This window comes from Psychrobacter sp. DM8 (assembly GCF_051307025.1).
Lineage (GTDB): Bacteria > Pseudomonadota > Gammaproteobacteria > Pseudomonadales > Moraxellaceae > Psychrobacter.
Genome location: NZ_CP195538.1, coordinates 58148 through 82580, shown reverse-complemented (window position 1 = coordinate 82580; position 24433 = coordinate 58148). Strand labels below are relative to the sequence as shown.

Genomic DNA, 24433 nt, shown 5'->3' with positions numbered 1-24433 from the left:
AGCAATGAGATGCAATTGATAGCGTTATTACAAAGCAATATGACTTTGGCTTTGGTCGTGTTTGCCGTATTAGGTCTCTGTGTTGGCAGTTTTTTAAATGTGGTGATTCACCGTATGCCACTGATGATGGTCTACGGCTGGCGACAAGAGTGTAGTCAATTTTTGGCAGGACAGACGGACATAAAAGAGGAGCCAGCAGCCGCGCTCACTCAAATGACGGCAAATGATGTGCCTATTACCCTAAGCATGCCCGCTTCACGTTGTCCGCACTGCGCGCATCGGATTAAATGGTATGAGAATATACCGCTGGTCAGCTGGTTGGTGCTACAAGGTCGCTGCTCTGCTTGCAAAGCGCCTATCGGTATACGCTATCCTATCGTTGAGCTCATCACTGCACTGCTAACTGTGGCAGTTATTTATCACTTCGGCGTTAACGTTATCGGACTCTCGGCACTGATCTTAGTGTGGACGTTGATTGCGCTCACAGGTATCGACTTTGATACTCAGCTATTGCCAGATCGCTTGACCTTTCCGCTTGCTGGATTGGGACTAGCGGTTAATTCACAGAGCTGGTTTGTCACCCCAACGCAGTCTATTTGGGGGTTGCTCCTTGGCTTTTTGTCGCTATGGATAGTGGTCAAGGTGTTTTATTTAATCACCAAAAAACATGGTATGGGACAAGGCGATTTTAAATTACTTGCGGTGCTAGGGGCGTGGCTTGGGCCGATGATGCTACCGCTGATTATTTTGCTATCGTCACTACTCGGCTCTATCGTAGGTATTATCTTGATGCGACGCCAAGGCGAGAGTCAGCCGTTTGCCTTTGGTCCTTATATCGCTATTGCAGGTATCATCGCCTTATTGTACGGCACTGATATCGTAAATGGGTATCTGGGCATGTATGCTTAAAGGTGAAAAACTCAATAGTAAGCTGGCAATCTCAGTAAAACGTTACAATAATGACATGTAACCACGACAGCCAATACTAATGCACGAGTTAAACTTATAGCCATTCACATTGCAAACATAGAACAGCAATTTCTTAAAATTATGACTTGTGCTCATAATCAATCAACCTTTCATTTGCCTATAATAAGTTATTACTATGTCCATACATGCAAGCTCATCTCATGCTGACTCTAACCAAAAATCGGCGCGTAAAGTGACTGGTTTTGACAAAACCAAACTGGTTATCGGACTAACTGGCGGCATCGGTAGTGGTAAGTCCGCGGCGACTAATTGGTTCGCTAAGCAAGGTATCGATATCATAGACGCTGATGTTATCGCACATGAAGTGGTCGCCAAAGGTAGTCCCACTCTGCGCAAGGTTCAAAAGAAATTTGGGGATTGGGCGATTAATTCGGAGGGTCAAATGGATAGAGCGGCGGTCAGAGCGCATGTCTTTGCCAATCCTGAGGCGCTTATAGAACTTGAAACCATCACCCATCCTGCAATACGTGAAGCGGCCAAGGCGCAATTAAATGCCAGCACCTCAGCTTACGCAGTGCTCTCAGCGCCCCTACTCATAGAAGCGGCAGAGGCAGGACTGGCTAATTTGTGTCAGCGTATCTTAGTAATAGATGCGACAGAGGACACGCAACTTGCTCGCGCCAGCCAGCGTGACGGGCAAAGCGTCGCAAAAATTAAAGCTATTATGGTCAATCAGTTAGATCGCGGCGAGCGTACGCGCCATGCTGACGATGTGGTGCTCAATGATGCCGACCTTGAGACTTTGTATCAGCACCTAGAGCCTTTACACCAAGATTATCTTACCCTTGCCCAGCAGCTAAAGTTCGCTGTCGATTAATCTCATATAGCGCCATACCAGTAGCCACGCTGACATTTAGGCTTTGCAAATTGCCATACTCGTTGCCTGACATGGGTATAAATACTAGCTCATCACAGCTCTCCATCGTCAAGCGGCGCATACCCTCACCTTCAGACCCCATGATCAGCGCCGTTTTGCCCGTCAGGTCTGCTTCATGTATGGGCTTAGCGTTTGCTTCAAGCGCGGTACCGAAGACAAAAACGCCTGCGTTCTTTATCTGCGTAAGTGTCCGCGCCAGATTAGTCACGCTAATAATAGGTATCATCTCAGCTGCACCTACTGATACCTTGGCAACAGTGGGCGTGAGACTTGCGGCATGATGTTTTGGACAGATAACCGCATCAACACCCATCGCCACTGCGCTGCGCAAACAAGCACCAAAATTATGAGCATCGGTAATCTGATCGAGCACCAATAGCAGACACTGATCGCGCCTGCTAATTGTATCAATGAGTCCCTCATCAGCAAATCCGAGGGGACGCGCATGAAGCACCACTCCTTGATGCTGAGGACTACCGCACAGCTGCGTAAGGTTGTCTTTTTGTGTGGGCTGGATGCTAATGCCGTTGGCTTTGGCCTCTTGAATGATAGCCTGTACATGAGTATCGCTCTCGCGTCCTTGTTGCACAAATAGACTTAAACCATCTAAGGGACGGTGCGCAAGTAAAGCATCAATGGCATGAATACCATAGAAGTAACTGGGTTTTGCCATAATAGGCCTGCTGATTAAATAGAAGTATAAGTGTCAATTAAAGAAAAACAAACAAAATCTAAGCGATTGTGTTTGTTTTAATAGATGAGTTGGGACTGCTGATATTAAGATGTAAATGTATGGCTGATTATTAGCCTTCAAGATGACAGACGTACTGAACGATCTCATCGGTACGCAGATTAAAGCCGCTATTGCCCTCAACGACAAAAGACTGCCCAGCGCGGTAGTAATTAAACTCCTCATCACCGCTTATCTTTACTTCGCACTCACCACTAATAATTTCGATACGCTCGGAGGTATTGGTGCTAAAGTGATAGTGATCAACCAAATTGTCACAAGGCAAAATGACGCCTAGGGTCTTGTGGCGACCGTCTTCGAACATAATAGTATGGCTTGAGCAGCGTCCATCGTAGGATATAGTGGCTTGCGCATTAACAGTCACATTAGAGAATTTTACCGCTGTCATAGGGACTTCCTTATCAAATAATCACAACTAAACTAAAAAATAAGTAACGGGTCAAGCCATCATCAAGACAGCTCTCTTTGATATATTGTCGCAACGTAAACAAGGTCGCAATGAGCGTAAAAGTTTATCGTTGTGTGAGATTATGCTACCACATTATATCTGTAAAGTTTGTTACGACACTGCCAAAATTCGCAAAATTTGATAAAATACAAGGTCAAATAATGAGCGCTTTGAGTGATAAATACTATTCTTTTAGACACTTAGCCTGTAGATTTATGTGATATTTTGCCGCTAGAATTTGTATTTGGTGCTGTTTAACACCATACTATATTTAGTTTTTTATTCCTTTATCTGTCTTTAGATACTACCGCATTTTTGTGGTGTACCCTCCTCTAGGCTAATGGTAGCGAGTAGGGTTTATTTAAAGGTTGTGATCAGCCACGAGAGGCGTTGATGCTTTTATCTTTAACTCTACATCAGTTTGCCTTGATAGCTCAGCATGAGCTGAGTATGGCTGAGGGTTTTAATGTGATTACGGGCGAGACAGGTGCGGGCAAGTCGCTACTGCTTGATGCCTTGTCTTTGTGCGTAGGCGAGCGCGCCGATAGCGCTATGGTCAGACATGGCGCAGCGCATGCGGATATCTACGCGCAGTTCGACGTACAGGACAACCAAGCGATAGCCGACTGGTTTGTAGCGCATGAGCGCCCTTTGGATGAGCCTGAGGTGCTGGTACGGCGTCAGCTTAGTAGTAATGGGCGCTCAAAAGCTTGGCTTAATGGTACGCCAGTCAGCTTAGCCGAGCTTAAAAGCCTGGGTACACTATTGGTCAATATCCATAGCCAACACGCGCAGCAGGCACTGCTTAAACCGCAGTTCGTGGTCCAATGGCTAGATGCGATGGCGCAGATTACTGCCATGAGTGACAATACTGCCACCAGCTATCAGCATTATCAGCAGCTCAAGCGCCGCGCCGATGATATTGCTAGCCGCGAGGCGCAGCGCCAAGATCGCATGCAATTATTGCAAAACCAGCTTGCCGATATCGCGCCGCTACTCTCTGTCGATTATGCTGATGTTGAAGCCGAGCACGAAGAGTTATCCAATATCGAGGCGCTGATGACGGAGGCCAGCCATAGCCTACATCTGCTTGATAATGATACTGATGAGCCTGATGTCATGACGTTGCTTGGGCAAGCGATCAAATTATGCGATCATCAAGTCGATGTTAGCGCAACCTTCAATCAAGCCTCCGAGCAGCTGCATTTGGCGCAGCAGCAGATTATCGAGGTTACCGCCTTACTCTCGGACTACGCCGAACAGCAGTTGCCTGACCCTGAACGCTTGCAAGCACTAGACAGCCTTATTAGTTTAGGTCATCGCCTCTCACGTAAACATAACCTGCCAGCGACCGATCTAATCGATGAGGCCAAAGCTTGGCAGCAGCAGTTGGACGAGCTAGAAAACGAGCCAAGTAGCGATGCGATGGCAGCACAAATTGAGCAAGCTTGGCAAGATTATCTTGCGCAAGCGACCGCGCTACATAAAGCACGCGTCAAAGCTGCGCCTGCAATCTGTCAGCAGCTCACCGCTCAACTAAAACCTTTAGCTCTGCCTAATGCGCGCTGCGAGTTTGCCTTTACCAAGCGTGATACGGCGCAGTACAACGCCCAAGGCTGCTATGATATCGACTTGCTCTTTAGCGCTAATGTCGGTATGCCTATGCAGCCGCTACACAAGATTGCCTCAGGTGGTGAGCTGTCGCGTATGGCGCTGGTGATGCAAGTTCTACAAGTGACCAATGCTGATACTAACGCCGCCAAGCCCATGCTGGTGTTCGATGAGGTCGATGTCGGTATCAGTGGCGGCACCGCGCAAGTGGTCGGCGAGTTACTACGCACATTAGGTCAGACGCAGCAGCTATTAGCGATCACTCACCAAGCGCAGGTTGCCGCCCAAGCGCATCAACATATCTTGGTACAAAAGCATCATGACAAGCTGACCCAAAGCGAGCTAATTATCTTAGAAGGTCACGCACAAGTCGATGAGCTCGCTCGTATGTCAGGCGGCGTCACCATTACTGATGTCACGCGCGATCATGCGCGTAGCTTATTAACTGACGTCAAATCGTAATCTATCCGCTTAGCGCAACTGTATTGATATTTGGTTAAGCGGTGCCATATAACTAGTACCCCATATGCCTAATTGATATCCAATCTACACTTAATCCTCTTACCCTTTGTTGTATTTGCCTCTATGTCTAAAGCCAATTTGACTCATCATTTTTTGATAGCAGCGCCCAAGCTCTCAGACCCCCGTTTTGAGCAGGCGCTCATTTACATCTGTCGTCATGACAAGCACGGTGCCTTGGGCCTCATGGTCAACCGTCCGCTTGAGCAGGCGCGCGTCGGCAAACTGTTAGAGGATCTAAGTATCGATGTCACTGATCCACAAGTGATGGATGATGTGGCGTTAGACGGTGGTCCTATGTATCCTGAAGTGGGCTTTGTACTACATACGGGGCAGCCTGAATGGGCATCGTCGTTTGCCATCTCCGAAAACGTCTGTATCACTACCAGTCAAGATGTACTTAAACGTATCGCGGTCGGTCACGGCGTCGGTCATTACCAGCTCTGCTTAGGACACGCCAGTTGGGGAAAAAAGCAGCTGGAGCGCGAGTTAAGCGCTGGCGACTGGCTGGTCTGCCCTGCTGATCTGACGCTCTTGTTCGATGCGCCCTTTGAGGAGCGCTGGCAATTAGCCGCTGACAAAATCGGGATTAATTTTGATTATCTAAGTGACGATATTGGTCATGCTTGAAATAACAAATGAGAGAAGAGGACATTCGCGACGATGGTGGATTCGATAGACACAGTGGATAGTACATCAATCGCTAACCGTGCTGACGTTAAACCTCATCTGGTACTATCTCTAGACTACGGGGTCAAAAAGATGGGCATGGCGCTTGGCAATACCATGACGCAGACGGCGCGTGCTTTTGATATTTTGGCGATGAATAATGGTCAGCCTGATTGGGACAATCTACTGGGTATTATCAAAGTCTGGGGCGTGACCCAAATTATCGTCGGTCTACCACTCAATATGGATGGCAGCAGCTCTATGCTCTCAAAACGCGCGCACAAATTTGCGCGGCGCCTAGCGCATCGGATAATGGAGCAGCACATACCCGCCACTGTTATGATGTGTGATGAGCGCCTCACCTCAGTTGCTGCCCGCGAGATCGCATGGGAGAACGGCTGGATTGATAATCCGCGCGCGCCAATCGATGATATTTCTGCCTGTATCTTGCTGTCGACCTACTTTAGTGATCCTAATAGTGCGCTGGCAATAGATGCTATTAAGCCTGAATAATTAAGCCTGGCTGATTCAGTAATCTATTAAACGTTTTTTTGAGCAATTATAAATAAGTGACATCCTTTATGAATACGGTCTCAGATCAACCGACTCAGCATGGTTTTGCACCGCTTGCGATCACTCGTATCAAAGGCGCGCAGCGTGCCAATCAAATCGCCATCTATATGTTATATGTAGCGATTCTCGCTTTTATGGTCTTTGGTACGATTGCTAGTATAAAGATGTTTCATGATAATCAACTGCTCTATCGTTTGTACTTTAATCTGCCCTATGTTTTGATCGCTCTGACGATTCCGATTACCCTTTATGATGCCCTAGTCATTTACCGTTACCGATTGAATCAGCCGTCGATGATTGCGCTCAGTATTGGTGTCTCTACTGTCGTTCTTATTGGCGGCTTATTGTTCGCAGATACCGCTTGGCTAGGACTGTCTTGCTGGCTTGGGGTGGCGTTTTTATTCAAATCTAACTTTAAGCGCTTCTTTGACTTTTTGGCCATAGAAGATAGTGTGGTAAAAGATAAATAAACTTATTATCAAAGACTGCTCTTTATTAGCCATTTACTTTAAAATCCAATTAACTTAAATACATAAGCCCTATGACAACTCATACTCCAGCTCACCATCATTTAGACACGCAAGGACTCATTTGCCCTGAACCTGTGATGATGCTGCACCGCGTCATTCGTAAGGCGGAGGGCGGCGAGGTTATCGAAATACTCGCAACCGATCCTGCGACCACACGCGATATTCCTAATTTTTGTCGTCATTTAGGGCACGAGCTTGTGGCGCAAGAAACCCTTGATAACGACGTCAGCTTGCCTGTCGATCCTAACGAGATCACCATCGATAGCGATGATGCTGCGCCGATGAGTCATACGCTTTATCGCTATCTGGTCAAGAAAAAAAGCGCTTAGTCGATAACGACAGTACATATTATTTATAAAAGGTAGGTTACGTGTTAGCACCCCAAAAGCAGTATGTACAGTGGCATGAGAACGATATAGTAAAACAAGCGCGCTGGTTGTCTGAGAGCAATCATGCACCGCCCACTCGAATAGTTATCATTGATGACAAAACCACAGCAGATGAAGCGTACCGCTTGGCCTCTCAAGGCACCTCTTTATTATGGCGTGGCAATTTTCATAACGCCCGGCAGCTATTGCAAGCGATCAACCGCCGTATCGATCGCACCAATGAGCGCTCAGCACTACGCAAAGCTAAGAAAGCGGCAAAAAGCGCTGAATCTGAGTCTAAAGCCATACCCAATCTATTCCATCAGCAGCGCCAAGTGACCGCTCAGCGTGCGCGTATACTCAGCCGTTTGCTGTTGGAGCTGGATGCAGATTATGGTAGCCATTTGCGCCGTGCTCCTGATATGAGCACTGCTTGCATCGCCGCTTTTGGCTCCTTAGATAAAAAGGATGATGAAGCGTGCGTACTGTCGTTTCGTGATGTGCAAGGTGCGCTTGGTGCGGCTGGATGGCGTGAAAAAGGTGTAAAGATCGACACTTTAGAGCTAACCCTTCATCCGCATTACGGTGTGTTTGCACCGACTCGGCATGAGTATGTACAGCTATTGCTCGATGCGCCTTTGCCAGTTGTGCCTGATGTCGCCTATGATATCGGTACGGGTACAGGACTATTGGCGATCATCTTAGCAAAGCGCGGCGCAAAACAAGTCATAGCAACGGACTTGAGCTCGCGGGCCCTCGCCTGCGCTAGTGATAACTTTGCGCGTCTAGATCTGACTGATATACAGTTGCAAGAGGCCAACCTATATCCGACTGATGCGCCGCTCGCCAATCTTATTGTGTGTAATCCACCTTGGTTACCTGCCAAGCCCACATCCCTGCTTGAGTACGCCGTCTATGACCCCAATAGCGCAATGCTGCGCGGATTGTTGCAAGGCGCAAAGTCTCACTTAGCGGAGCAAGGAGAGGTTTGGCTTATCCTATCGGACTTAGCTGAGCATTTGCATCTGCGCACTCGTGAGGAATTATTAGGCTGGTTTGCCGATAGTGGTTTAACCGTAAAATACCGTCTCGACACCCAGCCCAAACACGGTCGTAGCCAAGATGAGACTGATCCGCTATTTGCGGCGCGTCGTCGTGAGATCACTTCACTTTGGTGTTTGCAACCTGCCTAACGTTTAACTTTGAGTTTTCTATAGGGTGCGCCTCGCGCACCGATTGGGCTTAAAAATTCACAGCTCAATCCTGTAATTAAATATTTAAACTTTCGAGTAAATGCTATGAGCCGTGATCGCGCCGTCCAACAGCGACAACCCAAAGCGCTCGCCGTCGATGACGAACCGTATTATGTGACGGAATTTCGTCAAGCCATGCTGGCGCGTGGTCTGGCTACGCGTACCCGTAATGCTTATGTGCGCGACCTACGCGCTTGTGAGCTGACCAACCCGATCGCTCTGACCAAGTGGCAAGCCGATGACGTACTCCATTGCCTATCTACGCTCGCACAAAGCGATAAAACCCCGCGCACCCAAGCACGTATGCTCTCAAGCTTGCGCCAATTCTACCTTTGGATGATTGCCAGCAACCTGCGAGAGGACAATCCTTGCGAGCGTATTAAAAGCCCCAAGATCGGACGCCCCTTACCTAAAGACTTGGCGGAAGCGGATGTCGACAACCTCCTCGCTGCGCCCGATACTAGTACTGCCCTCGGTCTACGAGACAAAGCCATGTTAGAGGTGCTCTATGCTTGCGGTCTACGCGTTAGTGAGCTGATTAATTTGTCGCTTGAACAAGTGAACCTCAATGCAGGCTGGTTACAGATTACCGGCAAAGGCAATAAAACTCGCCTCGTACCTCTAGGCGAATATGCAGCAGACGCGTTGGAGGATTACCTATCTCATGGACGCGGTGAGCTGATCGCGCATTTAAAATCTGGCAACTGCCAAGCGGTGTTTTTGACCGCGCAAGGCGGTTATATGACCCGGCAGAACTTTTGGTATCTATTAAAGAAATACGCCAAAGTCGCCAGTATTGATAAAGAGCTATCACCGCACACCCTGCGCCATGCCTTTGCCACTCATCTACTCAATCATGGCGCGGATTTGCGCAGCGTGCAGTTGTTGCTTGGGCATAGTGACCTGTCTACCACGCAGATTTATACTCATGTGGCGACGGCGAGATTGCAGAAATTGCATGCGGAACATCATCCGCGTGGTTAGGGTATTGAAGAAAGGGTAAAAGCTTGATGTAGGGTGGGTTAGACTTAACAAATTCTCGAAGAGAATGCGGTTAAGACGTAACCCACCTTTTTTATAACTGTATTCTAAACTTGGTGGGTTACGCTGTCGCTAACCTACCCTACTCGCTAATTTACCTTTATATAGAAAAATAATTTTAATATATTAGCTTAACTCGCGTATTCGCTGGGCTAAAAGCACCAGCCTACAAAGACTTTTCGTACCAATAATTATCAGTGATCGTAAAAGGAATATCCAGTGCCGCAAGCCAAGCCCTCTACCCCGCCTAATCTAACCAAAAGTCAAAACTCTACGCTTAAAACGCTGACTATCATGGGTTATTTAGAGGGTACTTCTTTTTTATTGTTGCTAGGTATCGCGATGCCGCTAAAATATATGCTGGGCATTCCTGAAGCAGTAAGATACATTGGTATAGCGCATGGGGTACTATTTGTTGCTTATATTTTGACGCTTATCTACGCTGCTAGCAAAATAAAAATGCCACTTTGGGCTCTGCCTGCTGGCGTCCTCGGCTCGTTTTTACCTTTTGGTCCGTTTATCTTTGATTATGTTTTAAAAGAGAAATTGAAAGGGTAGCCTGTAGGGTGGGTTAGTTTTGTCAAGCTCTCAAAGAGCGCAGTCAAGACGTAACCCACCTTTCGAGATTGCGTTGATTCTAGATTTGGTGGGTTACGCTATCGCTAACCCACCCTACGCGCTATTTCATTCTACATAACTATGGGAGAAAACACTTATCCTAACCATTCTTTTAATTCCTGAAATTGCTCATAGTTAGTACGTAGGCTGGTGCTTTTAGCCCAGCACGATCTATAAAACCTCAAGATTTTGATATCGACAAATGAACTCACTTATATAAAAAGATAATTCTAGTGTTTGAGCTTAATTCTCTCATTCGCTGGGCTAAAAGCACCAGCCTACATCAAAATCTGTTTGTTATGTAACAGACATAAAGCGCGTTCCACGCACCGATATTGAGTATTATTTCCATGATACTGCGTCCAGCGAATCTTACCGATTAGCGAAACTTCCCTCCGCATCTAATTTTGTAATTATTAAATAGTCACCTTGAGGCGCGATCAGCTCCCATTACTCCTTAGACTGCCACTCGTCCAATGGCTTTAACGCTTCCTAACTGACAAAGCATATCGTTGGCGCTAGACTATTGGTTATAGAGTTTGGCGATATGCCTAGACAGGGAGTCTGCTATGTTTGGATTCGATATTGATATGGATTTGATGCAATATCACTTTTTTCAGTTAGGTATTGCGTTTGTGTTGTCGTTGCCAATTGCGCTGAATCGTGAGATGAAGGATAACGGCGCGGGGCTAAGGACGTTTCCGCTAGTGACGATCGCGTCGTGTGCGTTTATGCTGGTGGGGCGAGATATATTTTCTGAGGGTGATGCCGAGGCGCGTATTATGTACGGGATTATCACAGGTATGGGCTTTATCGGTGGCGGCGCTATCTTTAAGAGTAGTAGTAGTGTGAAAGGCACGGCAACGGCGGCAAGTTTGTGGAATACGGGAGCAATTGGGATTTCGGTGGCGTATGGGCGCTATGAGATTGCGATTATCTTGTCGGTGGTGAGTTTTTTAATTTTGCAATTCTCTGAGCCGTTTAAAGCGGAATCTTAGACTATAGTTTCGCAAGCGCGATAAAACGGTGCTGAAATTTGTCACCGTTGTGGTTACAATAGCGCTTATTATTCACCAATTGAGACCACTATGACTCACCGTCCCCCTGCAGAGCTATTAAAGAGTGCCGAACGCTGGCGCGAAGATATCCACTTTACGGATAACGTGCTGGGCAAGCCGTTTGAGTTTGCGACGACGTGGGGCATATTCTCACCGCAAAAGCTCGATGATGGCAGTTTGATGCTGCTTGATTATGTGGATTTTCAGGCCGATGACGATTCGATAGATTTAGGCTGCGGTTATGGAGTACTTGGCATGACGGCGGCGCGCGAGTGTCCGAATGGTCAGCATACTTTGATTGATAAGGACTTTATGGCGGTAGAATATGCGCGCCGTAATTGTGAAAAAAATGGTCTGAAAAATATCGATGTGCACCTGTCCAACGGCTTTAATCATGTAGCAAAGGACAAGGACTTTAGCTTGGTGATGTCAAACTTGCCTGCTAAAGTTGGTAAAGAGCAGCATTATCTGTACTTCCTCGATGCCTATGCACGCATGCGTCCTGGCGGTCGTTTTTATGTGGTGACCATCAATGGTTTGCGTCAATTTATGAAGCGCTCATTCGTTGAGGTCTTTGGTAACAGCGACAAGGTCAAACAAGGTAAGACTTATACGATTACGATGGCAATTAAAGAATAAAACAGTTTAACTTTGACATAAAAAAACACGCTAAAGTTATCAGCTTTAGCGTGTTTTTTTGCGTATTGATCTCACGTCACATCTGCCGTTTTATCAGATAAACCCCCAATGCAGCACTACCGATAATGGGCAGCAGTACCATCAGCATAGGCGAGAACCCTGTAGCTAAAGAGATAAAGCCAACCAAATCTTGTAAGTAGCTAAACAGCAAGCCAAACAATAAGGCGACGACAATACGTAAGCCTAAGCTATGCGTTCTTAGCGAGCCAAAGACGAATGAACAAGCGACGATCACCAGTGATAGTATTGACAATGGTGAGAGTAGCTTTTGCCAAAATGCCAGCTCATGCTCTAGTGAGCGATTACCCTGCCCGCGCATAAATTGACGATGGTCATACAGCTGAGTTAGTGATAAATCCTCAGCATCACGGGTCAGCAGATACACAGATTCTGGAGCAAAAGGTAGACTTAAAACATCGGAGGCGGCAGTGGCTTGACTACTCTCAAAGCCTTGGCTAATGGTTAGCTCTGTCATATTATTGAGTTGCCACTCGTAGCGATATTGGTCGCTTGCAACATCGTTATTGTCACGACTGACAGGGACGCGCTGGCTATAACGTCCGCCTTCAGCGCGGGTTGCGGTTTGCAGATTGCCATTATTATCTAAATGCCAGCGCTTGACCTCGCCGATATTGCCTGCAACGTCAGCATAATCAATGTACAGGATATCGCTACCATCAGGCTGCATGCTGCCACTTGCGTCGCTTTTGACCCTAGGTTGCACCGTCCAGTAGCCACGTACTGAGGTGATAAGCGCGCGGCTATCATTATCGTTAATCTCGCGCGCTAATTGATTGCTCTGCGGCAATATAAACTGATTGATAGCCAGTGCCAGTAGTACAAAGAGCAGCGCTGGTTGCAACACCCAGCCGACAATACGATAAATACTTACGCCAGCGGCGCGCATGACCACCAGCTCGCTTTTATTGGCGAGAAGGCCTAAACCAACGACGGCGCCAAGCAAAGCGCCTGTCGGGATAAACTGTTCCAAAAAATAAGGCGAGCGATAAAAAATATACTTCAGCGCGGCGCCCAAGGTATAGCCCTCATCCAACGAGTCCAGCTCATTGAGATAGGAGAACAATAGCTGTAGCGCCCAAAGGCCTAGTACCGCGGCTACTATAGCGAGTAGCGCATTAAGTTTTACGTAACGACTCAGTACAGATAGTTTGGTATTATTCAAGCGATCTTTTGGAGAAGCGGCGCGCATTAGGCCTGTCCTCCTGTTATCGGCGGGTTTTGTATGTCACTAGTAGCGGGATCTCGAAAGCGCAGGCGATGCTGGATACGGCTAGCCCAGTTGAGATACAGCGCCAGCGCCATAAAGCCTAAGATCAGCCAAGCGTTTGCCCATACGCTCACACTGCCTTTGCTCACCGCGTTTTTGAGTGAAATAACCCCAAGTGCGCAACTGACAAACAGCAGCACCGAGGGGAATAGACGTAGCCAACGACCTTGACGCGGTCGTACTTGCGCCAGTGGCACAGCGAGCATAGGCGCGATAATCATCAGCCAAGGCAGCGCAAAACGATACCCTAGCTCCCCTTGTGCTGCTCGTAGGGCATCTACGCTAGCGACTGAGGTGCCGCCGGTTGCAGCTTGCCATAGTGGTCCTATTGGCTGGGTCTCGATGTTGTCCTCAGTCACCACCTCTTTTGAGGATTCGGTCAAGGTAATACGGTAGCGATCAAAACTGACTTGATTGTATTTAAGGTTGCCTGCGCCAACTTCATAGCGCCGACCCTGAAACAGATCCAATTGCGTGATGCCGCTACTGCCGTTATCTACTTGCTCGGCGCGTTTGGCAAGGGTTATCGTATCTTTGCTACCGACTTGTCCTGCGCGCTGGATCATAGCCTTTGGCAACGCGGGCATGTCGCTATTGTCGTTATTTAAATTAACGCTATTTGAGTTGGCGTTGTCTGAATTAACATTGTTATCGTCGTCTTTTCTATCTTCAGTTTGAATCAAAATCACGTCTTGTAGTTGTTTTTTATCATCGCTTAAACTTCCGACATATAAGTTGTAATCGCCACTACTAATAAACTCATTGGGACGAATCAGATCAAAAGCACTGCTTAGCGCTTGCTGTTGCCAAATGACTTCAGATGAGCGTACGCCCCAAGGCTTGCCTACTATGGATAATGCTGCCTCGCCTACGAACAGTGCCAAAATTAAAGGCGTCATCAACCGTGCAAGCTTACCGCGTGAGACGCCACTGGCATTGATAACCGCCATCTCTTGATCGACATACAAGCGACCAAACACTAGCATTAAAGCAATAAAAAATGCCAAGGGCAGGATCAGCTCTAAAAAGTAAGGTAGATTGTACCCGATAATAGTAAACAACAAGCTGACATCAAGCCCGCCTTCAGCAGCGATACCAAAGTAACGTATGAGACGGCCGCCAAGCATCATCACCATCAAAAACCCCAGCACTAAAGCAGTCGTAGAGGCAACTTGACGGGTCATGTAGCGGCGTAGTATCACAATAGGTACTCTTGGAAAGATAGTTTAAGACGCTCGCGTAAACGCTATAAATCTATTAAGCGTCGATAAGGGGCGTGGGCTATAGGGCTAACCGCTAATGCTAGCATGTTTTGAGCGAAAATAGCGCTCAAATGTGTTCGCAAACATTACCTAAGCCTTGCTAAATGCTTCTGCTGGCTCTAATAAACTAATTCTAAAACAGGTGTAGCACTTTGCCTAACTCCTTAAAGTTCTTGAATTATGGTATTTAGAAAGGTTTGTGTGTGGTTGGTATCGTATAGTGACCATGATAGGTATTAGTTGATAGACTCTAAGCATCGAACCTCCCTTTTTATCAAACAAAACTATATAAAGGATACTATTATGTCTACCCCCAAAACCTTACTACAACTCGCTGGCGGTGAATTTGACGCTATTGATTGGTCAAACTGCGCTATCGTTTTTATCGATTATCAAAACGAATATGTCGATGGCGCGATGCCATTAGGTGACGCTGGCGCTAAGGCCATTGCCAATGCACGCTTATTATTGAATCACGCCCGCAAAAACGATATTCCTATGTTCCATATTGCTCATCATGGCGCAGAGAACGGCAAAGTGTTTGATCCGTTATCAAGTAAAGTCGATATCGTCAACGACTTACAACCCAAAGAGGGCGAAACCCACATCACCAAAAAGCATCCCAATGCCTTTTATGATACCGAGCTACAAGCGCTCATAAAGGATGCAGGTAAACAACAAATATTGTTCGCAGGCTTTATGAGTCATATGTGCGTGAGCTCCAGTGTCAGAGCGGCTTTTGATTTGGGCTTTGATAACTTTGTCTGCCATGACGCCAGTGCCACGCGCGACTTGCCAAATACCAAAGGTGAGACGATAAGCGCTCAAGTGATGCACGATACGGCAATGGCGGCACTGCAAGATCGATTTGCCGCTTTGGTCTCAACTGACGACTTATTAAACCGTTAGTGCTGTTTGATGCTCAAGATTATAATAGGTTAGCAAATGACAACAACATTCGCTAACCTTTGCTCACAGCGCACCTAGGTAGCAGTGTGCTACACTAGCTATCGGTTAAAACGCTAAAAACAATAATTTATAGCGGTGTTTTAGAACCCAAATCTTACTCTAAAAAGGATAACTATTGATGAATATTACCTTAACTCAGCACCTTCCCAAGACGCATACCCAAAAAATACTAAAAAAAGAAGCCAAAGATAAAGACGCGGCTTGCTTAGTCGTTTTAATCGATTACAAGAAGAACATTCTAGCGGCGTCAAAGCTCACAGACTATCAAGCACGTATTGAGCAGCTTATTGAAGTCTCACACTTTAACGGTAAAGCAGGCGAGAGTGTCGCTGATTATGCGCTAGCCGGCGATAAAAAAACCACCAAGCAAAACCCAGTCCAGCTATTATTAGTCGGTGTTGGTAACTGCGATAAGTTAAAAGAATCTGTCCTACAAAAAATCGCCAAGACTATTTATAACAGCACACAAAAACGCGTGAACTCCATTACTGTTGCTGTAGGGGACGCGTTGGAAGCCGATCAATTTGGTCAACTTGCACTCAACTTACTGGCGGCAAGTTATCGTTTTGATAAATACAAGTCGGAGCAAAAAGAGCCCGTACTCACCGATATCTATCTGCTCGCTGATGACTCGCTCAAATCTACTTTGGACTTTGCTGAATCTATATTCAAAGGCCAAAGCCTCACGCGTGATGTCGCTAATGAGCCAGGCAACATCTGCTTCCCTGTCTACATGGCAGAGCAAGCACAAGCCTTGGCAAAAGCTTATCCTGACGTATTAAAGGTGACAGTCATCGGCGAAAAAGAGATGGCAGCGCTCGGTATGGACTGCTTTTTGGCGGTCGCACAAGGCTCTGCTCGCGAGGGTCAATTGGTACTTATGGAGTATCAAGGCAAGTCAAAGTTTGGCGCAAAAGCGATGACTAATAGCGCATCAGTTGCCAGCGGTCTCAAAGCACTCGCCGATAAACTACCTTCCAAAATGCCAAATAAAAAGTCAGGTAAAACGACTCAACAAAATGACGATACTGTATCCGCCTCAAACGATGATGCGCCTATTGTCTTAGTCGGTAAAGGCGTGACTTTTGATTCAGGTGGTATCTCTATCAAGCCTGGCGCCGCTATGGATGAGATGAAGTTCGACATGGGCGGTTCAGCTGCGGTGCTCGGTACCATCAAAGCGCTATGTGAAGCTCGCTTGCCAATCAACGTCGTTGGCGCACTCGCTTGCGCTGAAAACATGCCATCAGGGGATGCGACGCGTCCTGGCGATATCGTAAAAGCTATGAACGGCAAGTCGGTTGAGATCTTAAATACGGACGCCGAGGGTCGCCTAGTGTTAGCCGATACCCTATGCTACGTACAACGCTATCAACCAAAAACCATCATCGATGTGGCAACGCTTACAGGTGCTTGCGTAGTGGCACTGGGTCATGTGCGCTCAGCGGTATTTAGTAATGATGAAGACGTGCTCTTTGGTCTTGAGAACGCCAGTAATCAATCTGGTGATCTGGTCTGGCATATGCCTATGGATGATGAATATCAGTCGCAACTTGACTCGCCTATCGCTGATATGCAAAATATCGGTGGCAAAGGTGGCGGCGCGATTACCGCAGCTTGCTTCTTATCGCGTTTCGTTGAAGAGGGTCAAGCGTGGGCGCATTTAGATATCGCGGGCACGGCATGGAACTCAGGTAAAGAAAAAGCCGCTACCGGTCGCCCTGTACCGCTATTTATGCAATACTTAAAAAATTGCGTAGATGTGGCTTGATGCCATAGCGACACTTTTTGATAACAACTTGTTGATGACAATCCGCTTATGAAAATTAGCTTTTATGTATTAAGCGAAAGTAAAGCCCAAGAGTTCTTGGGCTTTATTTGTCAGCTCACCCAAACGGCGTTAAACAAAAGCGAGCAGTCGCTATTGATACTCGCTAGTGATGAGGCACAGTTAACTGCGCTTGATGATGCGTTATGGTCTAAGGATCCGCTCAGTTTTATTCCGCATCAGCGCCTGCTAGAGACTACCGATCATGACACAAAGGTTGCAACTCAACCTTTAGCACCTGTCACACTTAGCTCTTACATGCCAGCAGACTTTAGCGGCATTGTCATTAATACTACTGCACATCCTGTAAGCACAAATAACTCAGTAAAGCCCTCTCGTATTCTCGAAATCATCAAACCTGATGAGACAAGCATGAGTGAAGGTCGCCATAAGTACAAAAGCTATCAGCAAGCAGGCTACGAGCTGACGCACTTTAAAGTGTGAATAGTGTAGTTTCATCCTTATTCAAACTACCCTCTCTTTTGTAATTCCTACTCCTTTTGCCCCTTACTCTATTCTTGTTTATACCTTAAAACCACAAGCCTAGTGGTAGGCTAATACTCGAAAAAATGCTACCATCCTTCGATTATTTTATTGTGCTTAAAAGGGTGTCATCATGCGGGCGATTTTTGCGATGTATCAACGAATAGGGCTGGTGCCGCTAATCATTATCGGTTTAATCCTTGGCGTCTTGATTGGTTGGCTGGTACCGAGTGCTGGGATAGCGCTTGGGATCTTAGGGACCTTATTCGTCGGTGCGCTCAAGGCGGTAGCACCGATACTGGTGTTTGTTTTGGTCTTAGCGGCTATTAGCAAACAGCGTAGGGGTAATGAGGTCTTTGTCAAACCTGTCTTAGTCATGTATCTATTCGGCACCTTTTTGGCCGCATTAACCGCGGTTGGTGCAAGCTTTTTGTTCCCGATCGAGATGGTCTTGGTCAATGCTGACATTGAGCAAGTACCACCTGCTAATCTTAAAGAAGTCATGACCAATTTGCTGATGAGTCTGGTCGCCAACCCTGTCAACGCGGTTGCCAATGCCAACTATATTGGTATCTTGGCATGGGCAATTATTATTGGTTTTGCCCTACGTCAAGCAGGTGATAGCACGCGCGCAGTTGTGAGCGACTTCTCCGATGCTATATCACAAGTGGTCAAATGGATCATTGCCCTAGCGCCTTTGGGTATCTTGGGTCTGGTTGCCAATACCGTCGCTGAAACAGGTTTTGCGGCATTAAAAGGCTATGCCAATATCTTAATGGTCTTAATCGGTTGTATGCTATTTATCGCTTTGGTTGCCAACCCTTTAATCGTATTAGTCAAAACGCGCAGGAACCCTTATCCCCTCGTCTTTACCTGCCTACGTGAGTCTGGGATTACCGCCTTTTTTACGCGCTCATCAGCGGCAAACATCCCTGTCAACATGAACCTTGCGCGCAAGCTTGGTTTGCACGAAGATACCTATTCAGTCACTATTCCTCTCGGCGCAACTATCAACATGGCGGGCGCGGCGATTACTATTAATGTTTTAACTTTGTCAGCGGCGCATACTTTGGGGATAGAGGTGAGCTTCGCCTCCGCCTTGCTGCTAAGTTTAGTAGCCACAGTGAGTGCTGGCGGCGCGTCTGGTGTGCCTGGTGGCTCATTACTTCTTATCCCATTGGCGGCGAGTCTGTTTAGTATTCCAAATGATATTGCGATGCAAGTGGTGGCAGTTGGCTTTATTATTGGTGTGATTCAAGACTCAGCAGAGACGGCGCTGAATTCTTCAACAGATATCCTCTTTACAGCCGCTGCCGATCCAAAGTATGCGCGCTAATGTATAACGCTTAGACCAATAAAAAAGAGCCAATAGTGGCTCTTTTTTATTGCGACTTCTACTTTAAACTCTCAATATCCACTTCAATTACCGGCATCTGCGTATCGACTTGGCGTTTAAACTTGCGCAGTTGTTCCACCTCGTCTAACAGCTCAAGTATTAAACCAATCGCCGGTACACTAGCGTCAAAGTCACGGCTCAAACGTGAAGCACGGCGTACTGTTGTAAGCTGGTAGCCTGTAAACTGCTCATACTCTGGTATATCATACTCAATGATGTTTTCTTCTATCAATGCTAGTACCCATTGGCGCTCTTGACCACAAACAGCAACCAGCTCATCAAAGTTCATAATGAGATCATTAAATTTAGGCGAGTGTTCCATTGTCATTCTCCTCGTTCGTCCTTTTTTATCATTATTGTGCGCTTATACGATATTAAAACCTAATATATCGAACTCAGTATATTGAAGCGTCCTATCAACGCTTGATACTGGTATCAGCAAAAGCTTGTTTGAGCTGCTCGTAGGCCTGTTTTGCGTCATCGGTACTGACCTCTGGATTGATAATATTAAGCGTCAAATACAGATCACCCGCGTCTTTAGCAGGGATACCTTTGCCTTTTAGGCGTAAGTTGCTTCCTGATTTACTGTTTTTGGGAATACTTACCCCAAGTGTACCTGTAGGCGTTGCAACATTGACCTTGTCGCCAAGCGCCGCCTCCCATGGGGTGATATTTAGCGTTTGATAAACATCAGCGCCTTCTAAGCGGATGTTATCGCTATGGGTGATTTTTACCTTTAAAAACAAATCACCGTTTTTGCCGCCACCATAACTTGCCGCGCCTTGCCCTGCTAGGCGAATTTGCTTGCCGTCAGTGATACCTTTGGGGATTTTGATCTTTAGCGTTTTATTTTCATAATCCACGCTACCGTTGGGCCTTCGCACAGGTACATTTAATTTAATACTATAGTCGTCACCGCTATAAACAGAGGCTAAGTCCACGCTGATCTCAGCATGCTGGTCTTGACCCTTACTATCTTGCGCGCCAAATTGATCAAAACCGCCTTGCGCCCCGCTCGATTGCCCACCAGCTGAACCCCGCGCGCCGCGACCAAAGGCTGAAAATATATCATCAAAACGAAAGCCACCACCGCCAAAGGCTTCGCCATCACCGAATTGATCTTTGATATCTTCCCAGCGAAAGCCGCCCTGAGCGCCTGCCGATTGTCCACCAAAGCCGCCAAAACCACCAGCGCCGCCTTGAGAGGCAAAAGGATTGTCCAGCATAGCGTCGTATTCTGCGCGCTTGTCTTTATCTCTGATAGTTTCGTAGGCGTTGTTAATCTCAGCGATTTTATTGTCAGCGTCTGGATCATCACTGACATCAGGATGAAATTGACGCACCAGCTTGCGGTATCTTTTTTTGATCTCAGCGTCTGAGGCGTCTTTTTTGACCCCCAAAATGTCGTAGTAGTTTTTTTCTGCCATATTATTTTTCCTTTTATTTTTTATGCTTATCGATTTATCACCTTTATATCTGGTACTTCACCCACTTTTGCAATGTTATAGTTTTTGTCTTGTTTATACAGTGAGTCATCTTGGCGATGATTTCAAGTTAAAATCTTTGAAACAAAAACAAAAAAAGAGCAGACACGGTATGCCTGCTCTATAAACTACTTCTAACTAGAAGATAGTGGTTAAATTCTACCTTTATTGACAGTAAACCGTCGCTGTTCTAGGGGTGTAGATACCAAAGGTTACCAAAGCGAGCGCCACATCTTTGGGCGATTGCATCGTTGTTACTTTGGCCACGTTAGCCGCGCCATTACATACCTGTGCTGCGTCAACAGATTGTACTTGTCCGATACCTGATATAAAGAAAGTCTGTGAATCAGAGTAGGTAGGCGTTACTTGCTGCGTTGGCTGAATAAGTGCGGTCTGCGTTGCGCAACCTGATGCCAATAGAGCTGAACCCATCAATGCCGTCATTATTAGTTTTTTCATAGTTATCTCTCCTTACTTGCAATAAACACGGATTTGACGAGGGGTATAAATGCCATACGAGATAATACCCAAGATGACATTTACAGGACTACTTTTTGTCTGAATACTAGCTACATTCTCTTTGCCTTGACAGACTTTAGCCGCATCGATTTCTTGTTCTTGACCCAAGCCACTCACAAAAAACGTCTGCATTTTATCAGCGTTTGCGGCAGTAGTTGCGTTTGGTGCGGTTTGAGAAGAGACAAGATAGTTTTGCGTTGCGCATCCTGATGTTAGAACGGCAAGTAGTGCTACAGCAACCGCTTTCTTCATAGGTGACTCCAGTAATTGATATTTGTTCGGAGCCGAAATAGTAACGATAAACTTGCTAAAACACAACAGATTTGTAATTTTATTTTTTAATAGTTATAAGCCATTGATGTAATTCACTTTATAAATGGGGTATAGAAAATAAGCCTGTTCTACCGAAGGTTTTATTTGGTATAGCTCTTCTTACATATGGTTCTAAGCGAACCCCTTATAAATCAAACAGTTATTTGAACTCAAGCGTTTTTTACACAATAGAAAGGATATAGCAAGTTTTTTATTGTATAATACGCACATTATTTGTACTCATAGGGAGTATAGATACTATAGGCAAAAGCATCTGTCTATTCCAAAAATTATTCAAAGGTATTACATGTCTTATTTGATCAGGTCTTTGGTTATCACTTTATCGCTGATATTGACCACTACCGCATTTGCAGGTAACACCAGTTACTATGGCAAAAAATTCCACGGTAAACGTACCGCTAGTGGCAGTATCTTTAACATGAATGCTATGACCGCAGCACACAAAACGCTGCCGTTTGGTACTAAAGTACAAGTGACTAACAAAAAGACAAAGCAGAGCGTTGTAGTAAAAATCACTGACAGAGGTCCTTTTACACCAGGACGTGTTCTTGATTTATCTAGAGCCGCTGCTGGTAAAATAAACTGTCAGTTGTGTACAACAACCATGGAGATTCTTTCTTATGGTGACGGTAAATACCGTAAGCAATAATGTAATAAAAAAGGGAGATTTGGTAATCTCCCTTTTTTGTGTCCTCGTTTTAGTTAAAACCTATCATTCAAACTCAGCTTCCATATCCTCTAACGTCGTCATGGCAACCAGTAACTTCTCTTCATAGTCGCTGTGCTGCTGCTGCAATGAGGCTTGCTCATCAAGTATCTTCATCAAGTCAGCTTTGCGAGATTCTTCGTAAAGGTCAGTATCAGTAAGCTTGTTTTCTAGTTTCGCTGACTTGTCATTGATCTTCTCAAGCTCTTTTTCTATCTCTTCGATCTCGCGGCGAACGGGCGCAGTGCGCTTACGTTGCTCTGCCGCTAATTTGCGTAGCTCTTCTTTGCTAAGCGCTGATGTCTTGTGATCTTGAGTATCTTTTGCCATTGGAGTATTGCTCGTTTCACGTGAAACAAACTTCTTACTCTCTTTTTTACTTTTTTTATTAGCAGTACTTTTGTCTGTAGCATTCTCTTGTTTACGCTTCTGTTCCAGCCACTTACCATAGTCGCTGATGTCACCATCAAACTCATCAATCTGACCATCGTGCACCAGATACAGCTCGTCACAGACGTTAGCGATAAGTTCACGATCGTGCGAGACCAGTACCACTGCTCCCTCAAACCCTTGCAAGGCAACAGTCAATGCTTGGCGCATCTGTAAGTCTAAATGGTTGGTCGGCTCATCAAGAACCAGAACGTTCGGACGTTGCCAAACGATTAGTGCTAGTGTCAAACGGGCACGCTCACCACCAGAGAATAGCTCACTTGCAGTATCGATACGGTCACCGCGAAAGTCAAAACTACCCAAAAACGCGCGTAATTCGGCGTCAGAGGTCTTGCCTGCTAGCCGGCGTAACATTTGCATGGGTGTTGCAGTGGCATCCAAGGCGTCCATTTGATGCTGGTTAAAGTAGCCAAGCTTTAGGGTGTCAGAAACGCGGTAGCTACCGGTTAATACTTTAAGCTCACCCACTAATGCTTTAATTAGCGTTGATTTGCCCGCGCCATTCATACCTAGCAGACCTAGACGCGTAGCGGGCGTGACTTGTACGCTAGCGTTATAGAGCAGTGGCGTATCACTATAACCGATATCGGCCTGCGTCATCTCGATAAGGGGCGAGCTCATATTGGCAGGGGGATAAAAGCGAAAAGAGAACGGGTTGTCTGCCATCATAGGTGACAGCTCAGCCATACGCTCAAGCTGCTTGATACGACTTTGTGCTTGCTTAGCTTTACTGGCCTTAGCTCGAAAACGGCGGATAAAATCATCGAGATGTGCTTTGGTCGCTTGCTGCTTTTCATAGGCTTGCTGCTGCTGCGCCATACGCTCATGACGAGTACGGATAAACTGCTGATAGTTACCCGTATAAAGGGTGATTTTTTGTTGTTCCACGTGCAAGATATGTCCGACGGTGGCGTCCAAAAAAGCCTGATCATGCGAGATGACAATGACTAAACCGGTAAAGGCATTGATCCAAGTCTCAAGCCAAAGAATAGCATCCAAATCCAAATGGTTAGTTGGCTCATCGAGTAACATTAAGTCCGCGCGGCTCATCAAAGTCTTGGCAAGGTTTAAGCGCATGCGCCAACCGCCAGAGAACCCTTCTACAGGCAGCTCGTGCTGACTGGTTTTAAAGCCAAGCCCCGCCATAATTTGTGCCGCTTTGGTTGGCGTGCGATACCCATCAATCTCATCGAACTGCTGATGCAAAACGCCGATTTGCTCATCACTAACTGTACTTAAATCATTGAGCGCCGCGTTAATCTCATACCACTGCTCGTCACCGCTTAAGACATAATCAATCGCCGTCTGACTACTAGCGCCAACCTCCTGCGCCATGTGCGCCACATGCCAGCTGTCAGGGATACTCACCTCACCTTTATCAAGCGTGACCTCGGTATCGCCTGTACCCATTTGCGTAAGTAGTAGAGCAAACAAAGTTGATTTGCCTGTGCCATTATTACCCGTCAGGCCTACCTTGTGACCAGGGTGCAGCTGAAAACTTGCCCCTGAAAATAACTCACGACCATCACGGCGCACGCCTACGTCTTTAAATTCGATCATATCTTTTTTTGTCTCAATATTTGTAAAAAAGGAGTCAATAATTTGACTCAGTAGTGCCATGATTGACTATCAAACAGACACTAATAGCGCGGTATTATTTCAAACGCATCACCAATAGGCAAACGATTACATAACTATTTTAAATTCATG

General features: G+C 46.3%; 26 protein-coding genes. 17 read left to right on the top strand and 9 right to left on the bottom strand.

What is annotated here, in order from left to right; genetic code table 11:
- The first annotated feature begins 9 nt into the window (after window positions 1-9).
- Both ACR64J_RS00385 and coaE read left to right on the top strand, forming a co-directional pair.
- On the top strand, window positions 10-909 hold the full coding sequence (locus ACR64J_RS00385; protein ID WP_435949995.1) for a prepilin peptidase: 900 nt from the start codon (window positions 10-12) through the stop codon (window positions 907-909).
- A gap of 196 nt (window positions 910-1105) precedes the next feature.
- Complete coding sequence (gene coaE, locus ACR64J_RS00380) at window positions 1106-1807, top strand: dephospho-CoA kinase (RefSeq protein WP_435949994.1); 702 nt, start codon at window positions 1106-1108, stop codon at window positions 1805-1807.
- Here the strand turns inward: coaE and rlmB are convergent.
- Window positions 1770-2540 carry a 23S rRNA (guanosine(2251)-2'-O)-methyltransferase RlmB gene (gene rlmB, locus ACR64J_RS00375; RefSeq protein ID WP_435949993.1) on the bottom strand — a complete coding sequence of 257 codons (771 nt, stop codon included), beginning with the start codon at window positions 2538-2540 and terminating at the stop codon, window positions 1770-1772. The genes coaE and rlmB overlap by 38 nt on opposite strands.
- Window positions 2541-2670: 130 nt before the next feature.
- Window positions 2671-3006, bottom strand: a complete 336-nt coding sequence (locus ACR64J_RS00370) for a pyrimidine/purine nucleoside phosphorylase (RefSeq protein ID WP_317200473.1) — start codon at window positions 3004-3006, stop codon at window positions 2671-2673.
- Window positions 3007-3459: 453 nt separating this feature from the next.
- On the opposite strand from ACR64J_RS00370, the gene recN reads away from it, so the two are divergent.
- From recN to ACR64J_RS00320, 10 genes are all read left to right on the top strand, one after another.
- Window positions 3460-5139 (top strand): DNA repair protein RecN, encoded by a 1680-nt coding sequence (gene recN / locus ACR64J_RS00365; RefSeq protein WP_435949992.1) that lies wholly within the window; start codon window positions 3460-3462, stop codon window positions 5137-5139.
- 123 nt (window positions 5140-5262) lie between these two features.
- The gene (locus tag ACR64J_RS00360) at window positions 5263-5826 is read left to right on the top strand and encodes a YqgE/AlgH family protein (RefSeq protein ID WP_317200471.1); all 564 of its coding nucleotides are present in this window, start codon (window positions 5263-5265) and stop codon (window positions 5824-5826) included.
- A 33-nt stretch (window positions 5827-5859) separates the two neighbouring features.
- The gene (gene ruvX / locus ACR64J_RS00355) at window positions 5860-6378 is read left to right on the top strand and encodes a Holliday junction resolvase RuvX (RefSeq protein WP_435949991.1); all 519 of its coding nucleotides are present in this window, start codon (window positions 5860-5862) and stop codon (window positions 6376-6378) included.
- Between the two features lie 68 nt (window positions 6379-6446).
- A complete protein-coding gene (locus tag ACR64J_RS00350; protein ID WP_435949990.1) occupies window positions 6447-6908 on the top strand; it encodes a hypothetical protein in 462 nt (153 codons plus the stop codon).
- Between the two features lie 71 nt (window positions 6909-6979).
- Window positions 6980-7297: a sulfurtransferase TusA gene (gene tusA, locus ACR64J_RS00345; RefSeq protein ID WP_435949989.1), complete on the top strand. Its 318-nt coding sequence runs from the start codon at window positions 6980-6982 to the stop codon at window positions 7295-7297.
- Between the two features lie 41 nt (window positions 7298-7338).
- On the top strand, window positions 7339-8529 hold the full coding sequence (locus ACR64J_RS00340) for a methyltransferase (RefSeq protein ID WP_435949988.1): 1191 nt from the start codon (window positions 7339-7341) through the stop codon (window positions 8527-8529).
- A gap of 105 nt (window positions 8530-8634) precedes the next feature.
- Window positions 8635-9573: a site-specific tyrosine recombinase XerD gene (gene xerD / locus ACR64J_RS00335; protein ID WP_435949987.1), complete on the top strand. Its 939-nt coding sequence runs from the start codon at window positions 8635-8637 to the stop codon at window positions 9571-9573.
- A gap of 276 nt (window positions 9574-9849) precedes the next feature.
- Entirely contained in the window at window positions 9850-10188 is a 339-nt protein-coding gene (locus ACR64J_RS00330) for a DUF3817 domain-containing protein (protein ID WP_435949986.1), read from the top strand.
- A 629-nt stretch (window positions 10189-10817) separates the two neighbouring features.
- Window positions 10818-11246, top strand: coding sequence for an MgtC/SapB family protein (locus ACR64J_RS00325; RefSeq protein WP_317200463.1), 429 nt, complete (start codon window positions 10818-10820; stop codon window positions 11244-11246).
- 90 nt (window positions 11247-11336) lie between these two features.
- Window positions 11337-11945 carry a class I SAM-dependent methyltransferase gene (locus tag ACR64J_RS00320; protein ID WP_435949985.1) on the top strand — a complete coding sequence of 203 codons (609 nt, stop codon included), beginning with the start codon at window positions 11337-11339 and terminating at the stop codon, window positions 11943-11945.
- 76 nt (window positions 11946-12021) lie between these two features.
- On the opposite strand, the gene lptG is transcribed toward ACR64J_RS00320, so the two are convergent.
- Together lptG and ACR64J_RS00310 are read right to left on the bottom strand one after the other, a co-directional pair.
- Entirely contained in the window at window positions 12022-13215 is a 1194-nt protein-coding gene (lptG, locus tag ACR64J_RS00315) for an LPS export ABC transporter permease LptG (RefSeq protein ID WP_435949984.1), read from the bottom strand.
- Window positions 13215-14477: an LPS export ABC transporter permease LptF gene (locus ACR64J_RS00310; protein ID WP_435949983.1), complete on the bottom strand. Its 1263-nt coding sequence runs from the start codon at window positions 14475-14477 to the stop codon at window positions 13215-13217. Before ACR64J_RS00310 ends, lptG begins: the two co-directional genes overlap by 1 nt.
- A 381-nt stretch (window positions 14478-14858) precedes the next feature.
- On the opposite strand from ACR64J_RS00310, the gene ACR64J_RS00305 reads away from it, so the two are divergent.
- From ACR64J_RS00305 to sstT, 4 genes are all read left to right on the top strand, one after another.
- Window positions 14859-15464 carry a cysteine hydrolase family protein gene (locus ACR64J_RS00305; protein ID WP_435949982.1) on the top strand — a complete coding sequence of 202 codons (606 nt, stop codon included), beginning with the start codon at window positions 14859-14861 and terminating at the stop codon, window positions 15462-15464.
- A 178-nt stretch (window positions 15465-15642) separates the two neighbouring features.
- On the top strand, window positions 15643-17295 hold the full coding sequence (locus tag ACR64J_RS00300; RefSeq protein ID WP_435949981.1) for a leucyl aminopeptidase: 1653 nt from the start codon (window positions 15643-15645) through the stop codon (window positions 17293-17295).
- A gap of 48 nt (window positions 17296-17343) precedes the next feature.
- Entirely contained in the window at window positions 17344-17796 is a 453-nt protein-coding gene (locus ACR64J_RS00295; protein ID WP_317200457.1) for a DNA polymerase III subunit chi, read from the top strand.
- A 172-nt stretch (window positions 17797-17968) separates the two neighbouring features.
- Window positions 17969-19171, top strand: a complete 1203-nt coding sequence (gene sstT / locus ACR64J_RS00290) for a serine/threonine transporter SstT (protein WP_317200456.1) — start codon at window positions 17969-17971, stop codon at window positions 19169-19171.
- Window positions 19172-19229: 58 nt separating this feature from the next.
- Here sstT and ACR64J_RS00285 read toward each other — a convergent pair whose 3' ends face one another.
- The 4 genes from ACR64J_RS00285 to ACR64J_RS00270 form a co-directional block, all read right to left on the bottom strand.
- On the bottom strand, window positions 19230-19553 hold the full coding sequence (locus ACR64J_RS00285) for a chaperone modulator CbpM (RefSeq protein ID WP_317200455.1): 324 nt from the start codon (window positions 19551-19553) through the stop codon (window positions 19230-19232).
- Window positions 19554-19647: 94 nt separating this feature from the next.
- Window positions 19648-20658: a DnaJ C-terminal domain-containing protein gene (locus ACR64J_RS00280; RefSeq protein WP_435949980.1), complete on the bottom strand. Its 1011-nt coding sequence runs from the start codon at window positions 20656-20658 to the stop codon at window positions 19648-19650.
- 222 nt (window positions 20659-20880) lie between these two features.
- Window positions 20881-21174 carry a Bor family protein gene (locus ACR64J_RS00275; RefSeq protein WP_317200453.1) on the bottom strand — a complete coding sequence of 98 codons (294 nt, stop codon included), beginning with the start codon at window positions 21172-21174 and terminating at the stop codon, window positions 20881-20883.
- A 12-nt stretch (window positions 21175-21186) separates the two neighbouring features.
- Entirely contained in the window at window positions 21187-21486 is a 300-nt protein-coding gene (locus ACR64J_RS00270) for a Bor family protein (RefSeq protein WP_317200452.1), read from the bottom strand.
- Window positions 21487-21853: 367 nt separating this feature from the next.
- On the opposite strand from ACR64J_RS00270, the gene ACR64J_RS00265 reads away from it, so the two are divergent.
- The gene (locus tag ACR64J_RS00265) at window positions 21854-22216 is read left to right on the top strand and encodes a septal ring lytic transglycosylase RlpA family protein (protein ID WP_317200451.1); all 363 of its coding nucleotides are present in this window, start codon (window positions 21854-21856) and stop codon (window positions 22214-22216) included.
- A gap of 63 nt (window positions 22217-22279) precedes the next feature.
- On the opposite strand, the gene ACR64J_RS00260 is transcribed toward ACR64J_RS00265, so the two are convergent.
- Entirely contained in the window at window positions 22280-24283 is a 2004-nt protein-coding gene (locus ACR64J_RS00260) for an ABC-F family ATP-binding cassette domain-containing protein (protein WP_435949979.1), read from the bottom strand.
- Window positions 24284-24433: the final 150 nt, after the last annotated feature.